We start from the raw sequence: 19,263 nt of genomic DNA on the forward strand, positions 1-19,263 counted from the left end.
CGCGCCTGCCGTTGACTGAGTGATCAGTCAGCACGAGATGACTCCGGAGGTCTTTCCATGGTGCGGCTGCCCACCGAACTCGTGCCGCTCACCGAGGAGCAGCAGGCCATCCTGGAGCTGTGCCGGCAGTTCGGCCGGGACATGATCCGCCCGGCCGCGCGCGCCGTGGACGAGGCCGACATCGAGACGCCGTGGCAGGTGTGGCGGGCGGCCGCGCAGGTGGGCATCACCGGGTTCATGCTCCCGGCCGAGTACGGTGGCGGCGGCTTCACCGACGTGTTCACCCAGTGCCTGGTGCAGGAGGAGCTCTCCGCCGCCGACGCGGCGATCGGTAACCTGCTCACCTCCGGCGGGTTCTTCGCCGACCCGGTGCTCGAGCTGGGCACCCCCGACCAGTGCGAACGCTGGCTGCGTCCGCTGTGCACGGACGATCCACCGATGACCGCGCTCGCCGTCACCGAGCCCGGCGCCGGGTCGGACTCGGCCGCCATCATCACCCGGGCGACCACGGTCGACGGCGGCTACCGGCTCACCGGTCAGAAGGCCTGGATCTCCAACGGTGGCGTCGCCGAGTCGTACGTCGTCTTCGCCACGCTCGACCCGGCGCTGCGCTCCCGCGGCGTCACTGCGTTCCTGCTGTCGCGCGGGACGCCCGGCCTGTCGTTCGGCGCGCCGATGCGGAAGATGGGTCAGCGGGCCATCGTCAACACCGAGCTCTTCCTCGACGACGTGTTCGTGCCCGAGGCCGACCGGCTCGGCGCGGAGGGGCAGGGCTTCTACGGGTTGATGCGCACCTTCGACATCTCCCGCACCGTGCTCGCCGCTTCCGCCACCGGCCTGGCCCGCGCCTGCCTGGAGCTGGCCGTCGACTACGCGCGGGAGCGCACCCAGTTCGGCAAGCCGATCATCGAGCACCAGGCGGTCGGCTTCCGGCTCGCCGACATGGCCGCCCGGGTCGACGCCGCCCGACTGCTGGTCTGGCGCGCGGCCCGCCGCCTGGACGCGGGCCTTCCGTGTACGGCCGAATCCGCGATGGCCAAGCTCACCGCCGCGGAGACGGCGATGTTCTGCAGTTGGGCGGCGGTGCAGACGCTCGGCGGCTGGGGCTACTCGCGGGAGTTCCTCGCCGAGAAGTGGATGCGCGACGCCAAGTTGGAGGAGATCGAAGAGGGCACCTCGGACATCCAGCGGATGATCATCGCCCGGTCGCTGAGATGAACCGGCCGCTCGAGTCGCTCTTCGCCCCGGCCTCGGTGGCGGTCGTCGGCGCGTCGGAGCAGCCGACCAAGTGGGGCTACTGGCTGTCGGTCGGAGCGCTGACCGGCCGCGAGCGGCGCAGCGTGCACCTCGTCAACCGGCGCGGTGGCGCGCTGGACGGAGTGTCGTTCGCGCCATCACTCGCCGCGCTCGGCGAGCCGGTGGAGCTCGTCGTGGTCGCCACTCCGGCGGCACAGTTCTCGTCGACGGTGGACGAGGCGCTCGCCGCGGGCGCCAAGGCCGTCGTCGGGATCACCGCGGGGCTGTCGCGCGCCGCGCAGGCCGAGGTCGCCGCCCGGGTACGCGCCGCCGGCGCGGTCCTGCTCGGTCCCAACTGCATGGGGGTGGCCGACGCGGCCGCCGGGCTGCGGCTGCTCTGGGGAGAGCTACCCGCCGGCGACATCGCGCTGGTGTCGCAGAGCGGCAACCTGGCCCTCGAGCTCGGCGCGATCGCCCGTCGGGGCGGGCTGGGCTTCTCGCGCTTCGCCTCGCTCGGCAACGCGGCCGACGTGACCGCCGTGGAGCTGCTGCGGGTGTGCGCGGCCCACCCGGCCACCCGCGCGGTGGCGGTCTATCTGGAGGACGTCGGCGACGGGCGGGCGTTCGTCGCCGCCGCGGCCGCCGCGGTGGACGCGGGCACCCCGGTCGTGCTGCTGACGGCCGGGCGCTCGGCCGAGGGCGCGCGGGCCGCCCGGTCGCACACCGGCGCGCTCGCCGGCGACGCCGCCGTGCTGACCGCCGCGTGCCGCGCCGCCGGCGTACGGCTCGTGGCCACCCCCACCGAGCTGATCGAGGCCACCCGCGTCGCGGCGATCCCGGCGAGCGTGCGCGCCGCCGTCTTCCCAGCAGCACCCCGTCGCCTGGGCGTGGTCGCTGACGGCGGCGGGCACGGCGTGATCGCCGCCGACCTCGCCGTCGCCGCCCGGCTCGCGGTGCCAGGCTTCAGCGACGACCTCGCCGCCCGACTCGCGGCGCTGCTGCCGCCCGCCGCGACGACGGGGAATCCCGTGGACCTGGCGGGCGGCGGCGAGCGGGACATCACCTCGTACGCGGCGGTGGTGGCCGCCGTCCTCGAGTCCAGTGAGGTGGACGCGGTGCTGCTGTCGGGGTACTTCGGCTCCTACTGCGAGCAGGGGGCGGGGGAGCTGGCCGCGGCCGAGGGCGAGGTCGCGGACGCCATCGCCGCTGTGGTGCACCGGACGGGCCGCCCGGTGTACGTGCACAGCATGGCGGCCCGGTCGTCGACCGCTGCCCGGCTCGCCGCGGGCGGCGTGCCGGTGTGGTCGGCGATCGAGCAGGCGGTCGCCGCCGCCGTGCCAGCCCTTCGCCGTCCCGGCCCGCCCGAGCTGCCCCGCCCGGCGGGGGCGGTCGCCGGGGACGCCTACTGGGCCGGGCGGGAGCTGCTCGCCGCGGCGGGGGTGGCGTTCCCGCCGGCCCGGGCCGTGCGAAGCCGGGACGACGCGCTGGTCGCCGCGGGTGAGCTGGGCTACCCGGTCGTGCTCAAGGCGCTGGGCCTGGCGCACAAGTCCGACGTCCGGGGCGTCGCGCTCGGGCTGGATGACGCGGCAGCGGTCGCGGCCGCGTTCGACGACATGGCCGGCCGCCTCGCGCCGGCAGGCTACGCCATCGAGACGATGGTCGAGTTACGCGAGGGCGTCGAGCTCATCGTCGGTGCCAGGCGGGATCCGCGATTCGGCCCCGTGCTGCTGGTCGGGTTCGGCGGCGTGTACGCCGAACTCATCGCCGACACCGCCGTGGACCTGGCGCCGGTCGACCGGGACGGCGCTCGCGACCTGCTCGCGCGGCTGCGCGGCGCCGCGCTGCTCGCCGGCTTCCGCGGCCGGCCGGCGGTCGACCTGGACGCCCTCGCGGACGTGATCGTCGCCGTGTCCCGGGTCGCCGCCGCCCATCCCGAGATCGCCGAACTCGACCTGAACCCGGTGCTCGCGACGCCACACGGCGCCGTCGCGCTCGACTGCCACTGGGAGTTGGCGCGATGAACAGCACAGCGGGGGAGGTGCTGGTCGCGAGCCTCGCCGCGCACGGCGTGGACGTGGCCTTCGGCATCCCGGGCACCCACAACCTGGAGATCTACCGGCATCTCACCGGGTACGGGATCCGGCACGTCACCCCGCGGCACGAGCAGGGCGCCGGCTATGCCGCCGACGGGTACGCGCGCACCACGGGCCGACCCGGCGTCGCGATCGTCACGACCGGCCCGGCGTTGCTCAACATCGCCACCGCCGTCGGCCAGTCGTACTCCGACTCCGTGCCGGTGCTGGTGGTCTCACCCGGGATGCCGCTGCACCACCCGCAGCGGGGCACCGGGCTGCTGCACGAGATGCGCGACCAGCGAGCGGCGATGTCGACGGTGACCCGGATCGCCCACCGGGTGACCAGCCACGCCGAGCTCACCGAGGCGGTGGCCCAGGCGTTCGCCGAGTTCGCCGCGGAGCGGCCCCGCCCGGTGCACCTCGAGGTCCCGCTGGACCTGCTCGCCGAGCGCGCCGAGGTCGAGATCGCGGCGCCGCTGCGGGTCGCCCGTCGATCGCCCGACCCGTCGCTGGTCGCCGGGGCGGCCGACGCGCTGGCCCGGGCGGAGCGCCCGGGCATCCTCGCCGGCGGCGGCGCCCGGGGCGCCGCGGGGGAGCTGCGCGTGCTCGCCGAGCGGCTCGGCGCGCCCGTGCTGACCACCACCAACGGCAAGGGCGTGCTGCCCGAGGACGACCCGCTCGCGCTGGGCTCGGCGCTGCACCTGCCGGCGGCCGCGGAGTTCGTCGGCGACTGCGACGTGCTGCTGGCCGTCGGCACCGAACTGGCCCCCACCGACTGGTGGTACGGCCCGCCCGCGCGTCCGGCCAGCCTGATCCGCGTCGACATCGACCCGGCGCAGCTGCTCGTCAACGCCCGCCCCGACCTCGCGATCGCGGCGGACGCCGCACCCGCCGTGGCCGGGCTGGGCGCGGCACTGCGGGGCGTACCGGCCAGGGAGGGTGACCGGGCGCGGGCCTGGCGGGCGCGGCTGCGGGCGCAGGCGCGCGCGGAGGGCGCGCGCTGGCTGCCGTGGCTGGACGCCGTCGCCGCAGTGCTCGCCCGCGACGCGATCGTGACCGCCGACAACGCGATGGGCTGCTACTACGGCGCGCTGGGCAACCTGCCGGTGCGCGTGCCGGCCGGCTTCTGCTTCCCGACCGGCTTCGGCACGCTCGGCTACGCGGTACCCGCGGCCATCGGAGCGGCCATCGGGCAGCCGGCCCGCCAGGTGCTCGCCCTGGCCGGCGACGGCGGGCTGATGTTCTCCGTGCAGGAGTTGGCCACCGCGGCCGCGGAGGGCATCCCGCTGCCTGTCGTCGTCTTCGTCAACGGCGGGTACGGCGAGATCCGGGCGGAGATGCGCGAGGCCGGCATCGCCCCGCTCGGGGTCGACCTGGCCGTGCCCGATTTCGCCGCGCTCGCCCGCGCCCTCGGCGGGTACGGCGTCACCGTCCGCGATCCGGATCACCTCACCGCCGAGCTGGCCGACGCCTTCGGCCGCCCCGGCCCCTCCCTGCTCCTCGTCCCGGAAGGCGATGCGCCCTGATGTCGTTCCTGGAGATCGTGTGGACCGACGAGGTGACCGGGAAGCGCGGCTACCTGATCCTCGACCGGTTGGTACGCGGCGCCGCCAGCGGTGGGCTGCGCATGCGCGAGGGCTGCACCCTCGACGAGGTGCGCGACCTGGCCCGGGGCATGACGCTCAAGGAGGCGGTCGTCTACTCGCCGGGCGACACGTACGTGCCCTTCGGCGGGGGCAAGGGCGGCATCGACTGCTCGCCGTACGACCCGGAGGCTCGCGGCGTGATGCGGCGGTACCTCGCCGCGATGAAGCCGCTGCTGGAGACGTACTGGTCCACCGGCGAGGACTTCGGGGTGCGGCAGGACGTGCTGGACGAGGTGGCCGCCGAGGTGGGCCTGCGCTCCACGATCGAGGCGGCGCTGCGCCTGCTGCCCGACCCGGAGGCCGCGCTGGCGCTGGTGAAGGCCGGCTTCGCGGTCGAGGTGGACGGAGTGGGGCTGGCCGACCAGGTCGGCGGGTACGGCGTGGCCGAGGCGGCGCTCGCCGCGGCCGAGCGCCTCGGGCTGCTCGGCGCCGGCGCGCGGGCGATGGTGCAGGGCTTCGGCTCGATGGGCGGCGCGACGGCGCGCTACCTGGCCCGGGCCGGCGTGCCGGTGGTCGGCGTGTGCGACGCCCAGGGCGTCGTGCACAACCCCGACGGGCTGGACGTCGAGCGGCTGCTGCTCTCGCGGGACGCGTACGGCTGTGCGGACCGCGCGGCGCTGCGCCCAACCGATGTGCGACTGCCCCGCGAGGAGTGGCTCACCGTCGAGGCGGAGATTCTGGTGCCGGCCGCGATGTCGTACGTCATCACCGAGTCCAACGTGGTCGGGGTGCGGGCGCGCCTGGTGGTCGAGGCCGCGAACGTGCCCACGACGCCGGCGGCGGAGGCGGCGCTCGCCGCCCGGGGCGTGACGGTGGTGCCGGACTTCGTGGCGAACGTCGCCACCAACGCCTGGTGGTGGTGGACGCTGTTCGGCGACATCGAGCCGACCGCGCAGGCGTCCTTCGCCAAGATCTCCACAGTCCTGCGCGGGCTCGTCGCCGAGATGCTCGATCGGGCCGGGTCGGCGGGCGTCACGCCGCGCACCGCCGCGCTGGCGATGTCCGCCGAACGGGCCGAGGCGGTCGCCGCCCGGTTCGGCTGACGCCGCCGGACCGCGGGACCGGTAGGAGGCGCGGGCGAAGGAGGCCGCCGACGGTCAGGTGAGCTGGTCGGGCTGCAGACCCAGCTCCCGGGCGGCGCTGAGGCGCACCCAGTCGGCCATCTGACGGCGGGAGATGACCCGCTCGTGCACGGCGATCTGCACGGCCAGCCCGTCGATGAGACCGCAGATCCGCCACGCGGCGCCCCTCGCGTCTTCGCAGGTCAAGGAGCCGTCGGCGACGCCCGCCGCGATGACCTCGGTCAGCGCCTCCTTCCACCGCAGGTCGAGCCGCCGGGACACCTTCTCCAGCTCACGCACCCGCAGCGACTCCGACCACCCGTCGATCCACATCGCCCAGGCCTTCGAGCGGCCGGTCGGCGCGTACAGCTTGAGGATCTTCCTCAGCTTCTCCAGCGGCGTCGCGGCGGAGCCGACGACCGCGTCGAGCCGGGCGAGATCCTGCTCGGCGGCGTAGGCGAAGGCCTGTGCGAGCAGCCGCTCCTTCGTCGCGAAGTGGTAGAAGACCAGCGACTGGCTGACACCCGCGGCCCGTGCCACGTCCGCGGTGCGCGTGTTGGCCAGGCCACGCTCAACAATCACGTCGCACGCGGTACGCAGCAGCGAGTCCAGGCGTACCTCGGCCGAACCTCTCGTCACGCTCGATACGGTATCCCATCACCGGGAGCGAATACCTCCGCCTTGACTGACGGAACAGTCAGCGGCAGAGGCGGCGGCGGCAGCTCCCGGTGCCGGCGGCGGCGTGGCCCCGGCCTCAGGCGGGCGAGGGCTGTGCCTCCGCCAGGGAAAGCAGGAAGAAGCCATGACCGGCCACGCCGAGGTCGTATTCGCCTGACTCCTGCACCTTGGGGAACTCGGCGCCGCCCATCAGCTCCCGTGGCCCACGGCCGGCGTGGGAGGACAGGGCCAGCGTCGTCGTCTGTGGGTACCGGGAGAAGTTGAACAAGCACAGCACCTCGTCGTCGCGGTCGCCGCGGAGGAATGCGAGAACGGCCGGGTTGGTCGACCGGACGATGCGGCAGCCAGGGCGGGAGAACGCCGTCCAGGCGTGGCGGGTCTCGATCAGCTTCTCCACCACGTGCAGCAGGGAGGACCGTGCGCGGAGTTGGTTCTCCACGTTGACCGCCATGTAGCCGTAGATCGACTCGTGGATCAGCGGTGCCGGCAGGTTCTCCGGCTGTGCCACGGAGAAGCCACCGTTGCGGTCCGGTGCCCACTGCATCGGCGTGTGGACCGCCAGGTGACCCGGCAGCGACAGGTTCTCGCCCATGCCGATCTCGTCGCCGTAGTAGACGACCGGAACGCCGGGCATTGACAGCAGCAACGCGAAGGCGAGTTCGAGCTGCCCCCGGTCGTCGTTGAGCAGGCTGGCCGTCCGCCTGCGGATGCCGGCCGCGCCCCGCATGCGGGCCAACGGCGCGTAGGTGTGCAGCAGTTCGTCGCGTTCCCGATCATGCAGCAGGCCCAGCGACATCTCGTCCCCGTTGCGGAGAAACACCGCCCAGTGGCGGTCACCCGGCTGGTCACGCATCTGCGACAGCACCCGTGACACCGGCCGGTGCGTCTCACGCCGCATGGCGAGCAGCAGACTCGGCATGAGCGAGGCGTACATCACCAGGTGGCACTCGGGGTGCTCCTCGGTGCCGAAGTAGGAGCTGGCGCCCTCCGGCCAGTCCTCGCTCCACGCGATGATGATCCGGTTCGGGTATGTCGAGTCCATCCAGGACCGCAGCTCGCGCAGGTAGCTGTGCGTCTCGTCGAGTCCCTTGCTCGACGTGCCGGTGCGCTCGAACAGGTAGGGAACCGTGAGCAGGCGCAGGCCGTCGACCCCCTGCCGGAGCCAGAAGTCCATCACGTCACGCATCGCGGCCAGCACCTCGGGCGCGTCATAGTTCAGGTCCGGCTCGTGCTTGCTGTAGCGGTGCCAGTAGTACTGTCGCCGGCTACCGTCGTACGTCCAACCCGCGCCACGGCTGCTGAGCGGCTCGTCCGCCTCGGCGTAGTCGTCGCCCGTGTCACTCCACACGTAGAAGTTCCCGTACGGGCCGTCCGGGTCGCTTCGGGAGGCCTCGAACCACGGATGCTGGTCGCTGGTGTGGTTGAGCACCAGGTCCAGCACCATCCGCAGGCCCTGCCGACGGGCGAGGGTGAGCAGCTCCAGCAGGTGCGACGGCTGTCCGAGGCCCTCGTCGATGGCCTCGAAGTCGGACGCCGCCCGACCATCACTCAGTGACGGTGACGCCATTATCGGGTTCAGCAGCAGGCAGTCCATCCCCAGCCGGCGCAGGTAGTCCAGCTTCTCGGTGATGCCGCGCAGGTCGCCGTGGCCGTCGCCGTCTGAGTCGTAGAAGAACCGTACGTTCACCTCGTAGAACGTGCTGCCAGCCGCCCAGTTCGGGTCGCTTGGCGGCTCCGGGCCGGGATCGTCCTCGACCTCGGCGCGGGCGACGCGGAGGCGACCCGACAGGGCCTGCCGCGCTCGCGCGGCCACGCGCTCCGCCGGGTCCCGCTCCAGGGTCTCGAGTGTCTCGAACGCGGCCACCAGCTGCTCGCGGGCCCGGTGGTTGCCGTGCGCCCAGTTGCTCAGCTCGTCCACGGCCAGCACCCGTGCCGACGCGAGCCCGCTCCGGGTGAGCGCGAGGAGGTCGCCCGGAATCAGCTCGGGCCGCCGGGGCGCGTTGCTGAGGATCAGGTCCCCGACGCCGGCGGCCCGCATCTGGGGGGTCTGCCGGCGTTCCCGGTCGACCATCCGTACAGCCGCGTACTCGAAGGCCTCCCGAACGCTGATGATCCCGTTGCCGTCGCGGTCGGCGGCGCCGGTCCGCAGCCCCTCGAGAAAGGGGCCGGAGAACGCGGACGGCAGCGCGTGCTGCTTGTAACCGTCACCCTCGTGGGCCAACTCGGTGGCCCCGGCGGACACCACGACGATGCGGCTGCGGTCCCCGCGTTGCTTGAGGTCGCCGAAGGCGCCTGCGTGGCAGCAGTCCAGGATCAGTACCAGCTCGCTGGCCCGGCACTCGTCGATCCAGTGCCGCAGCTCGTCTGTCGGGACCGCGGTCGGCGGAATGCGGTCCGGGTCCGTGTCGGAGGCAGTGAGGTAGAGGCGATGGCCGTCGTGCAGTCGCCCGTGGCCGGAGTAGTACACGAGCAGGAAGTCGTGGGGATCGGCGCTCTTCAGGAAGTCGTAGAGCGTCACCTGCGCGGTGTGTGAGTCCTCGTCGAGGCGGTCCCGGACGTCGTCGAAGGCGCCGAGCCCGGGATCCCGGAGCAGCCGGGCCCAGTCCTTGAGGTCAATGGCGGGCGAGTCCAGGTCGGGCAGCGCTTCGCTGGCGTACGTGCCCACACCGATCAGGAGCGCGCGCTTCACCGTGGGTGCCCACCGGGTCCGGACGCCGCTGCGTCACTCACCATCGACCTTCTGGGGCACGGCGGGCATGCCCTGCCGGGGCACCGACACCGACTTGATGACCTCGGTCAGGGTCTTCTCCGACACGTCCCGCACGTCGATCTCGGTGCCGTCCGGGAGGCTCAGCCGCAGCCGCTTGCCCTTGTTGCGTTCCTGGTAGCGCTTGATGACCTCGGTCAGGTGCTTGATGTCCGCCGCCGCCCGCTTCGCGGTCGGATAGCTGAAGACGGCGAGGGTGAGTGCGCCGAAGATGGTGCTGACCGGATCTCGCGTCCCCGGCTCGGCCTCCTCGACGAGTTCCATCGCCTCGACACCCGGAACCTGGTTCAGGTGGTCCTTCAGATGGCGCGCCTGCTCGGCGAGTTCCTCATCGGTGACCGGCCCGTCGGGCACGACCCGCAAGATCAATCCATCGACCATGATCTCATCGTTGCCGCTCCCGGTACGCCGTGCAAGGGTGCCAGCGGTGGGATCCCGCGCGGGCGCGGCAGCTTGGCCGGCGGTACGTCCGTCACCACCCGATCCGCCCCGAACGCGAGCGCTCGACGGCCGCGCGCGTGACGTACATCCGACAGGCCCGCGACGATGTCTACGTGGCCACGCCCGGCAGGATCCGTACGGGTGAGCGTGGTGTTCACGCGGGATGCCCCTGATGATCGTTCCGCTGGCGGGCCACGTCGAGAAGCTGGTTGAGGGCTTCCCGCGACCTGCCCGTCGCCGTGGCGAGCACCCCGAGCGGGTCGGCGTGCCCGCGACCGGCCAGGTCGTCGAAGACGGCGAGCAGGTCGGACTCGAAGCCCTCGGCTGTCACACCACGTGCCTGCGCGAGCTCGGCGAGCCGGCCTTCGATGTAGCGGCGCACCATCACCTGGTACCCCCCGACGCTCGGCAGCTCGTGAAACTCGGCCACCATGTCGTCGACCTGCCGCGCGATCCGGTGGAGGACGGCCGACGTGACACCACGCCCCCGACCGTCGGGCGCCGCGTCGTCGGCGACCCGGATGACGACCTCGTCCGGCCCGCTGATCTCGGCCGATCCGCCGTCGGCGTGCCACCGTGCCGTGACGAAGCAGCCGTTGTCCTCGCGGGACAGCTCAACCGACCGCGATGCGTGACCGTGATTCTCCTGGGACATCCCGCACCTCTCGTTCCAGCGCCTCATGGGCGCCTCTTGGCCGGCCGCGGTGGCGGCCGGTGTAATCCGTTGCGCCGCCCGGCTCAGGGCGTCGGGGTGGCCGCGCCCACGACGCTGCCGAAGAAGACCATGACCGTGAAGGCGATCATCGGGGCGACGAAGACGTAGCCCAGGACCAGACCGGCGACCGCCATGCCGTGCCCCGACCTCGCGCCGTCCCGGGTTTCCCGCAGGGCGATGTGGCCGAGAATGACGGCCAGGGGTCGGGGCCGGGCTGCGGGTAGGTCATCGTTCGGGTTCCGTTCTTCGGTCGAGTTGGGTGAGCAGGAAGCTCACCTCGGTGTGCAGGCGACGCAGCTCAGCGGCCGTCGGCGCCAGCTCGTAGCAGTGGTGGTGGGCGGCGGTCGACAGGGTCGCCCAGGTGAACGCGATCCGGCGGGCGACACCGACGCCGGGCCCGAGCCGGCCGCGCAGCATCAGCTGCTTCGCCCGGCCCTGCCGGCACGAGGCAACCGTCGGCTTGACCCGCCGCCAGTAGGCGTCGATGCCGCCCTCGAGCGCGAGCCGGATCAGGCAGGCGCACGCCCGCGGCCACCAGCCGGCGGTCACCGCGGCCGCGCCGAGGGCGCCGGCGCCGCGCAGCAGCTGGTCGGCCGCCGCCAGGCAGCGCTGCGGCGTCGGCGCGGCCACCCGGGCACCTCCACCGGCGCTCACGACAGGGCCGCCGCGAGGTGGCGGGCGTCCGCGACCAGGCCGGGCAGGTCCGCCAGGTACGCCCCGTGCACGCCCTCCTTGCACGCCTTGTACGCGCCCACCGCCCGCGACCCGTGCCGGCGACTCAGATACCCGAGCACGTCACCGCCCCGGTCCGCGTTGTCGAAGACCGCCAACGCGACGGTGGTGGTCAGCCGCCGGGACGCGTCCACGATGGCCGCCTCGATCCGGTGGTGCGGCACCCCGCGGGCCACCCGCTGCCGCCACACGATCCGGTGGCAGCTCGCTTCGATCGCCGAGCGGCACAGCTCCGCGACCACCGGACCGCGCACCTCGGCGGCGATCTCCTCGTTGCGCGACAGCGCGTACGCGTCGTCCAGGTAGCGGGTCACCGGGTCGGAGCCCGGCCGCAGCGTCACCACCGACCGCTCGGCGCGGCTCACCTCGACGATCCGGGCCTGGCCCAGGTTCAGCCGTTCCACCGCCTCGGGCAGCCGGGTGTCGTGGGTGAAGACCACCACCTGCCGCTGCTCGGCCAGCTCGGCGAAGACCCGCGCCAGCCCGTCGACCTTCGACGGGTCCATGCTCTGCACCGGGTCGTCGACCACGATGAACCGGAACGGGCTCTCCGGCGCGCAGCCGCGCGGCAGGAACGTCGCCAGCCCGAGCGCCTGCATCTCGCCCTGGCTCATCACGCCCAGCGCGGTGCCGTTGTCGGTGCCGTCGACGCTGACCGGGAAGACCACCCGTCGCCGGGTGTTCGCCCCCTCCAGGGTCATCGCCCCGAGCTCGACGTTGCTCTCCTGGCGCAGCTGCGCCCAGATCCGCTGCGACTGCTCGGCGAACGGCGCCACCCGCTGGTTGCGCAGCTCGGTCGCCGTGGCCTTCAACCAGTTCCGGGCGGCCTTCAGCCGGGCGAAGGTCCGCTCCCGCTCCGGCAGCCGCCCGGCGGCGACCAGCCAAGCCCGCAGGCCGGCCGCCGCGGCCTGCCAGCCGGTGTCACGCAGGCAGAGCAGGCCTTTCGCGTACGAGCGGAGGTCCGCCGCCGCCGCGACGACCGCCGGATACCGGGCGCTCAGGTGCTCGGCGAGCTCCTCCGGCCCGCCGGGGGCCAGTCGCAGCGCCGCCACGGCGTCGTGCAGCCTGGCCAGTGGCACGTCCGGCGCGTCCGCGTCGGGCACGTCCAGGTCGTCGATCAGGTGGTGGGCCCGCTGCACCAGCGTGTTGAGCCGGGCGGCGGTGGCCTGCGCGGCCAGCGTCCGATCCCGCAGCTCGTCCAGCGTCGCGGCGGCCCGCGTCCGCCAGTCCCCGTCGAGCCGGCCCGTGGCGCAGACCGGGCACGAGCCGTCTCCCCGGTCGTCGTGGTGCTCGATGGCCAGCCGCAGCAGCTCCGCGCTGCGCAGCGACGCCCGCGAGCGTCCTCCGTCGTGGCGACGGGCGTTCACGGCGGCGTCCCGCAGCTGCCCGGCGAGCCCGGTCACCTGGTCGGCGTCGGGCAGCGACAGGGCGGCCAGCCGCCGGCACAGCAGCACGGTCGCGTCGGCGGTCGGATCGTCCGGCTCGTCGAGGATCGCGGCAAGCGCCGCCAGGTCCGGCCGGTTGGCGGCGAGCAGCCCGGCCGCCCGCCGGGCCCGGTCGTCGTCCACCTCCCCGAGCAGCCCGATGAGGGCGGCGCGCTGGGCGCGTACCTCCCTGATGGCCGCGTCGACGGGCCGGGCGGCGGCCATCAGCCGCCGGTCGGCGTCGGTGATCGCCTCCAGGCCGAGGATGGCGAAGAGCGCGTCGAAGAGCTGGCTCTGCGTGCCGGCGGCGAGCCGCCCCAGCTCGGCCGCGGTGAGGAACGGCCGGTAGAGCCCCAGCGGCCGGGCCAGACCCAGCTCGTCGAGGTCCGCGTGGCGGCCGTGCGCGCTGGTCACCGTGGTCGTCGCGTCGCCCAGCTCGCCGCCGGCCGACCAGGACCGCACGACCCGGGTCGGCGTGGCGGCGCCGTCGACGCGCAGCTCGACGGCGATCCGGCACACCTCCGGGTGGTGCAGGTTGCGCCACCCGGTACGCCAGACGCTGTTGCGGTCCGCCCACCGGGCGCTGTCTCCGGTCAGCGCCAGCTCCACCGCCTCGGCGAAGCTCGACTTGCCGGAGCCGTTGCGGCCGACCACCACGGTCAGCCCCGGGCCCGGCTCGATGGCGAGGGTGCGCTCCGGGCCGACGCCGCGGAAGCCGGCGACGGTGACCGACGAGAGCCAGATCCGCTCCTGCGGCTGGTCCGCCGCCGGACGCTGCGGCTCCAACGCGGTCGGCTCGCCGGCGAGCGCCGCGTCCAGGTCGGCCTCGCCGCTGAGCGCGGCGAGGACCACGTCGGCGGTGTCATCGGGTACGCGGTCGGCGGCGAGCCGGTCGAAGATCAGCTCGACCAGGGGTTCGGTGCGGTTCATCAGGCGACCTCCGACGGCTGCTGATGCGGGTTCGGGGAGGGCGTGCGGGCCGGCGGTTCCGGCTCGTGCCGGTCCGCCGATGGTGGTGGTGCGCCGAGGCTGCAAAATTGCTTGTCGTCTATAGATCGGCGGTCAGGCCGCCAGCGCAACATGCCCGTCGCGCAGGAACGCCTCGACCAGGTCGTGCGCCCGGGGGCGTACGTCGAACGGCTCCTCGACCCGGCGGCGCGCCATGTGCGCCACGCTGTCGGCCGGGCTCCGAGGCCGAGGGGCTGGTCATGGGGTTGGCGTGCTGCCCACGGCCCTGCCGTCGTCCGCGCAGCCGGTCACGGCGGCGGTCGCCAGCGCGGCGGCGAGCTAAAGGCCGACCGGTGGGCGCGGGGACAGTCCAGGCCCTGCCCAGGGCGTGCCCGGCGTGCGGTTGCGGAGGGCCGGATCGTGGCGGGAGATGGTCATGGTCGCCTCCAGGCGCGTGGTGTCCGCGGGTCGACGCGTCGTCGACCCGCCCGGTCGCGGGGCTGAGGAAGGAAGTGCTGCTGGGGTGCTGTGGAGCTGATGTCGTCAATGAATCGGCCGGCAGCGACGGCCGACCGGTCCCGGACGGTCGGAGGTCAGCGGGTCAGGCTGGCGTGCCAGTCCCGCAGGAACGCGTCGACCAGGGCGTGCGCCCGCGGGCGCACGTCGAACGTCTCGTCGAGCCGGCGGCGGGCCATGTGGCACAGGCCGTCGGCGGCCTCGTTGAGGGCGTGGCCCGCGTGCCCCTTGACGTGCTGGAAGCACAGGTCCGGCCGCTGGCCCACCGCCTCGGCGAGCCGGACCAGGGTGGGCTGGGCGGACCACCGGCGTGCACGCAGGTTGTACCCGGCCGGCATCGCCCCGGTGTCGCCGGCCTGCCAGCGGTGCAGGTACCGCAGGGCGACGAGGCTGTCCAGCAGCACCGTCATCCCCGCGGGCACCTCGTCGTACGCCGACAGCAGGAACTCCACCGCCCGCAACTCGTTGATCAGCACCCGGGAGACACCGGTCGGGTCGAGGCGGCCGGTGCCCCGGCTGCGCAGGCCGTAGTGGCCGTCGCTGCCGACGTACCCGATGCCGCCGGCGCGGCCCTTCCAGCTGGCGTCGGTCGCGGCGACGAGCGGCGCGGACGTCCCCGCCCAGCGGCCGACCCGGCCGCGACCGCGCTGCTGGTCCGGCTGGTGCCGGCAGGCCGTGCCGTGCCGCGTGGTCAGCCGCTCGGCCGCGTCCAGCAGGTGCTGCGTCGAGCTCAGCTCGTCGTAGTGGGCGGCGGTGAGGGCGAGGTTCAGGGCGTCGCCGATCTGCTGGCAGTCGTCGCAGCGGGTGGGGCGGACGTAGGCGCGCAGGGCGACCGCGCGGTCGTGCAGGGGAATGGGGAGCAGGTGCAGGGCGCGGAGGAACTCATCGGGACGCACGACGCCTCCTGACGTGTCGGTGGGGAGAGGAAGACTGTTTGGCGCGCTACGAACCTGATGTCGTGAACGAATCAGGCCGGCGTGATGGTCGGGAGAGGAGCCGCGATCGCGCTTGCCGCTAAAGTTCGGCCACGTCGGTCACGACAGCGGTCAGCTTGTCGCCGGAGCGCTTGGTGCCACCGTCCTCCTCCTGCTGTACCGAGGCGGTGTCACCGGTGACCTCGAAGGTGTTCACCATCGGGTCCTCGCCGCCGCGTACCTCGTAGGTGACCTCGTACGTCTTCGACGGGTCCAGCCCGCTGCCGGTGTAGGTGACGTCGATCCGGTAGGTGAGGTTGCAGCCGGCGCTGCCGAAGCACTTCTTTCGCAGGATCTTGACCGCGAGCTTGAAGTCCTTTTTCGTCGGCGTGTCATAGGCGGCGACGGTGGGAGCGGCCGCCGTCGTCGGGGCCGCGGTGGTGGGGGCGGCGGTCGTGGGAGCGGCGCTGCTGGGAGTGGCCGACGCCGAGGCGCTCGCCTGGGCGGGCGCCTCGGCGTCGCCGCCGGTCAAGGCGGCGATCCCGATTCCGCCGCAGCACAGGGCGATGACGAGGGCCACGCCGCCGACCGCGTAAGCGCGGGTCTTGGAGCGCCTGGTCGGCAGGGTGATGCCGCCGGGCGTGGCACCCGAGGGATACGGCGCGTCGGTGGACGGCACCGCCGCGCCGGGCGTCGGCGGAAACTGCGGCGCCGGGTACGACGGCACGGCGGACTGCGGCGAGTCGGCGGGCTGGTCGGACGGCGCGGGGCTGATCGGATCGGTCATGGCGGGGCTCCTTGTGTGAACAGGTGAGGGTCGTGAAGAGCCGGGGCGGGCGCGCAATGCCCGCCCCGGATCGGCGGGGGAGAGGTCAGCTGAGGGCGACGGTCACGCCGCCGGAGAACGGCGAGTCGTGCAGCTCGAGCTTGGCCAGCTTGACGTTCTTCGGGATGTCGAAGACCACGACGCCGCTGACCTGGTTGCCGGGGTTGATGTCGTTGAGGAACGTCTCGGCGTTCTTGTTGGCGTAGATCGCGGCTCCGCCGTCGGCGGAGTACTCGGTGCCGTTGGCGGCGTAGGCCTTCTGGCTGCTGCCGTCGAACATCTGGGACTCCTTGCCGATGTTCTTCACGTTGACGGTGACCAGGCAGAACTGGCCCTGCGCCTTGGCGCCGAGCATGTCGGTGCCGATCTTGGCAACGCCGCACTTCGACGACTTCACCGTGAACTCGAACTTCCCGTCCCGGGCGGCCTGGCCGATCTTCGCGGTCTTCGCCGGCTTGTCCTCGCCCTTGGCGCCGCCGGCGTCGGCCTTGCTGCTGGTGGCGTCGTCGGTGGCGCCGGAGCCGCAGCCCAGGGCGACGAGGCCGGTGGCGATCAGGGCGAGGGTGGTGGTCTTGCGCATCGTTTCCTCCTGCTGTGAACGTGACGGCGTCAATGAGAGCATCATCTGTGAACCGTGTCAACACGCATGATGCTTGACAGGTGTGACACACTTCGGAGGTGCATGAGACACCGACCATCACGGCAGCGGAGATCGCCCGGCTCGCCGGGGTCGGTCGCGCTGCAGTCAGCAACTGGCGCAAACGGCACGCCGACTTCCCCGCCCCGGTCGGCGGGACCCCGGCCAGCCCCGAGTTCGACCTGATCCAGGTCGAGCAGTGGCTACGCGGCCAGGGCAAGCTCCCCGAGCTCTCACCCGTCGACCGGCTCTGGCGGCACCTCGCCCCGACCACCGACACCGCCGCCGACGCGCTCGCCGCCGTCGGCGCCCTGCTGCTCGCCCGGCAACGCGGCGAACGCCCGTCACGGCGGCAGGTCGACCGACGGCTGGCCGACCTGCTTCCCGAGATCAACGCCCTCGCCGACGACCTCGGCCCGCAGGCCGCGTTCGACCAGCTGTGGCAGCGCTTCTCCGCCCCCGGCCCCGGCCGGCCCTGGGCCACCCCCGACGACCTGGCCGACCTGATGGTCGGGCTCGCCGACGTCGGCGGCGGCGCCGTCCTCGACCCGGCCGCCGGCTCCGGTGCCACCCTCCGGGCCGCCGTCCGCGCCGGCTGCACCTCCGCGTACGGGCAGGAACTCGACGAGTCGCTCGCCCGGCTCGCCGGACTCTGGCTCGCCCTGCGGGACGTGCCCGGCGAGGTCCGCCCCGGCGACTCACTGCGCGCCGACGCGTTCCCCGGCCGCACCGTCGACGCCGTGCTCTGCCACCCGCCGTTCGGCATCACCACCTGGGGTCACGAGGAACTCGGCTACGACCCGCGCTGGGAATACGGCCTGCCTCCGCGTACCGAACCGGAGCTGGCCTGGGTGCAGCACGCCCTCGCCCACCTGCGACCCGGCGGGCACGCCGTCCTGCTCATGCCCCCCACCGCCGCCGGCCGCCGTGCCGGTCGGCGGATCCGCGCAGAACTGCTGCGCCGCGGCGCGCTGCGCGCCGTCGTCGCGCTACCGCCCGGGGTGGCCGCGCCGCACGGCGTACCGCTGCACCTGTGGGTGCTGCGGCGGCCCGCGGCCGACGCGCCGCCACCGGCGCGGGCGCTGCTGATCGACGCCGCCGATGGCGACCTTGCCGAGCTGTACGCACGGGTACTGACCACCTGGCGGGCCTTCACCGCCGCGCCCGACGCCGAGATCGAGGAGGTCGGCTTCGCCCGCGCGGTGCCGGTCATCGAGCTGCTCGACGAGGAGGTCGACCTCACCCCCGCCCGCCGGCAACCCGCCGTCGGGGGCGAGCAGACCGGCGAGCATCTGGTACGCACCAGAGAGCGGCTCGCCGCCATGGTCGGCGACCTGCCGGCGCTGATACCGCAGGTGACGCCTGAGCCCGACGGGGCCACCGCGCCGCTTACCCTGTCGATCGCCGAGCTGGCCCGCAGCGGCGCCCTGCAACTGATCGGCCCGGTCCGCGTTGCGGGCGGCGCCGGCGAGAAGCCGTCAGCGGGACAGGCCGGCGGGCCGCCGGTGCTCACCGTGTCGGACGTGCTCAACGGTACCGAGGCATCGGAGCAGGTCGCCGAGCGGCTCGGCCAGGAGATCCGGCTCGCCGTCGGGGACGTGGTGGTGCCGATGATCGCGCGGCAGCTTACCGCCCGGGTTGTGACGACCGAGGGCGCGCTGCTCGGCCGCAACATCTACCTCTTGCGACCCAACCCGGCGGCGCTGGACCCTTGGTTCCTTGCGGGTCAGTTGCGTACGTCGGCCAACGAGCGGCAGGCGAGCAGCCTGTCGGGCACGCTGCGTTTCGACATCAAACGGGCGCAGGTGCCTCGCGTGCCGCTGGACGAACAGCGGCGACGCGGTGAGGCGTTCCGGCGGCTCGATGCGTTCGACTGCGCGCTGCGGCAGGCGTCGGCGCTGGGCGCCGACCTGGTGCGGATGACAGCCGACGGCCTGGCCCGTGGCGTTCTCCGACCGGCCAACGACTCCCCGCAAAAATCACAGTGAGCATGCAATGAGGGGTAGCTACATCTCGGCCCGGCCGTCCAACTCGGCGCGCGGACGGCGTCGACCGGCCGGCCGATCAACTCGGCGAACCGCGCGATGGCGGCATCGGGTACCTCCGGGCTGACCCGACCCTTGGGAGCACGTCGCGCGGCCCCTTCCGGGTCGTGCGGATATTCGCGACGGCCCGCGGCAGCCACAGAAGCCCGCATGTTGTCGGAGGCCCGGCGCCAGCGCAGCGCCTCGGTCAGGTACGCCGACACCTGGCCGACCGGGGTCCAGTTGCCCGGTCACGTCATCGGGCACGGGGATCGTTACATGCCGACTCATACAAATCAGGCTAAGGGAGTACGAATCTCAGGCCACTGCCCTGCCAATTTGGCATGACGCATGCTGGGCGACGTACAGCCTTAGCCAACATCGACTGCTCCACGCTATATCGACGGGTCGATGGACCACATACGGCGATGTGGCGACGGGCCTCGGGAGCTACGCCGTTCCTGCCGGAAGCACGCTCGTCCAAGAGGTCGGATTCTGCGTCCCAGTGTCATTATCACGTCACTACACCTGAACTGGCCGGCATCGGAACTATTCTCATCTTCAACTATTCGCATAGGTAAAACTGAGCTGCGGCGGTGGTGCATCATCTCGGCGCGAGTCAG

At 73.2% G+C, this 19,263-nt stretch carries 15 protein-coding genes; 5 read left to right on the forward strand and 10 right to left on the reverse strand.

Annotated elements, in window-relative coordinates; all coding sequences use genetic code 11:
* Positions 1-57 precede the first annotated feature (57 nt).
* The 4 genes from EV384_RS19975 to EV384_RS19990 are packed head-to-tail and all read left to right on the forward strand — an operon-like array spanning position 58 to position 6,000.
* Complete coding sequence (locus EV384_RS19975) at positions 58-1,218, forward strand: acyl-CoA dehydrogenase family protein (RefSeq protein WP_130335499.1); 1,161 nt, start codon at positions 58-60, stop codon at positions 1,216-1,218.
* Entirely contained in the window at positions 1,215-3,257 is a 2,043-nt protein-coding gene (locus tag EV384_RS19980) for an acetate--CoA ligase family protein (protein ID WP_130335501.1), read from the forward strand. The genes EV384_RS19975 and EV384_RS19980 overlap by 4 nt, the downstream gene beginning before the upstream one ends.
* A complete protein-coding gene (locus EV384_RS19985) occupies positions 3,254-4,837 on the forward strand; it encodes a 5-guanidino-2-oxopentanoate decarboxylase (protein ID WP_130335503.1) in 1,584 nt (527 codons plus the stop codon). The genes EV384_RS19980 and EV384_RS19985 overlap by 4 nt, the downstream gene beginning before the upstream one ends.
* A complete protein-coding gene (locus EV384_RS19990; protein WP_130335505.1) occupies positions 4,837-6,000 on the forward strand; it encodes a Glu/Leu/Phe/Val dehydrogenase dimerization domain-containing protein in 1,164 nt (387 codons plus the stop codon). The genes EV384_RS19985 and EV384_RS19990 overlap by 1 nt, the downstream gene beginning before the upstream one ends.
* Before the next feature lie 54 nt (positions 6,001-6,054).
* Here the strand turns inward: EV384_RS19990 and EV384_RS19995 are convergent, their stop codons facing one another.
* The 10 genes from EV384_RS19995 to EV384_RS20040 all read right to left on the reverse strand — a co-directional run bounded on the left by EV384_RS19995 (position 6,055) and on the right by EV384_RS20040 (position 16,559).
* A complete protein-coding gene (locus tag EV384_RS19995; RefSeq protein WP_130335507.1) occupies positions 6,055-6,657 on the reverse strand; it encodes a TetR/AcrR family transcriptional regulator in 603 nt (200 codons plus the stop codon).
* A 115-nt stretch (positions 6,658-6,772) separates the two neighbouring features.
* Positions 6,773-9,385, reverse strand: coding sequence for a caspase, EACC1-associated type (locus EV384_RS20000; protein ID WP_130335509.1), 2,613 nt, complete (start codon positions 9,383-9,385; stop codon positions 6,773-6,775).
* 33 nt (positions 9,386-9,418) lie between these two features.
* The gene (locus EV384_RS20005; protein ID WP_130335511.1) at positions 9,419-9,844 is read right to left on the reverse strand and encodes a hypothetical protein; all 426 of its coding nucleotides are present in this window, start codon (positions 9,842-9,844) and stop codon (positions 9,419-9,421) included.
* Positions 9,845-10,058: 214 nt separating this feature from the next.
* Positions 10,059-10,559: a hypothetical protein gene (locus EV384_RS20010; protein WP_130335513.1), complete on the reverse strand. Its 501-nt coding sequence runs from the start codon at positions 10,557-10,559 to the stop codon at positions 10,059-10,061.
* 83 nt (positions 10,560-10,642) lie between these two features.
* Complete coding sequence (locus EV384_RS36780) at positions 10,643-10,819, reverse strand: DUF4190 domain-containing protein (protein ID WP_130335515.1); 177 nt, start codon at positions 10,817-10,819, stop codon at positions 10,643-10,645.
* A gap of 25 nt (positions 10,820-10,844) precedes the next feature.
* The gene (locus EV384_RS20020; protein ID WP_130335517.1) at positions 10,845-11,249 is read right to left on the reverse strand and encodes a hypothetical protein; all 405 of its coding nucleotides are present in this window, start codon (positions 11,247-11,249) and stop codon (positions 10,845-10,847) included.
* Between the two features lie 20 nt (positions 11,250-11,269).
* Positions 11,270-13,705 (reverse strand): AAA family ATPase, encoded by a 2,436-nt coding sequence (locus tag EV384_RS20025; protein ID WP_130335519.1) that lies wholly within the window; start codon positions 13,703-13,705, stop codon positions 11,270-11,272.
* A 611-nt stretch (positions 13,706-14,316) separates the two neighbouring features.
* On the reverse strand, positions 14,317-15,135 hold the full coding sequence (locus tag EV384_RS20030) for a ribonuclease HI (protein WP_165439994.1): 819 nt from the start codon (positions 15,133-15,135) through the stop codon (positions 14,317-14,319).
* A gap of 118 nt (positions 15,136-15,253) precedes the next feature.
* Positions 15,254-15,940 (reverse strand): hypothetical protein, encoded by a 687-nt coding sequence (locus tag EV384_RS36155; protein WP_242624169.1) that lies wholly within the window; start codon positions 15,938-15,940, stop codon positions 15,254-15,256.
* 85 nt (positions 15,941-16,025) lie between these two features.
* Entirely contained in the window at positions 16,026-16,559 is a 534-nt protein-coding gene (locus EV384_RS20040; protein ID WP_130335523.1) for a DUF4352 domain-containing protein, read from the reverse strand.
* 98 nt (positions 16,560-16,657) lie between these two features.
* Here EV384_RS20040 and EV384_RS20045 point away from each other — a divergent pair, with 98 nt between their 5' ends.
* A complete protein-coding gene (locus EV384_RS20045; protein WP_130335525.1) occupies positions 16,658-18,604 on the forward strand; it encodes an N-6 DNA methylase in 1,947 nt (648 codons plus the stop codon).
* The last annotated feature ends 659 nt before the right edge of the window (positions 18,605-19,263 follow it).

This window comes from Micromonospora kangleipakensis (assembly GCF_004217615.1).
GTDB classification, from domain to species: Bacteria; Actinomycetota; Actinomycetes; order Mycobacteriales; family Micromonosporaceae; genus Micromonospora; species Micromonospora kangleipakensis.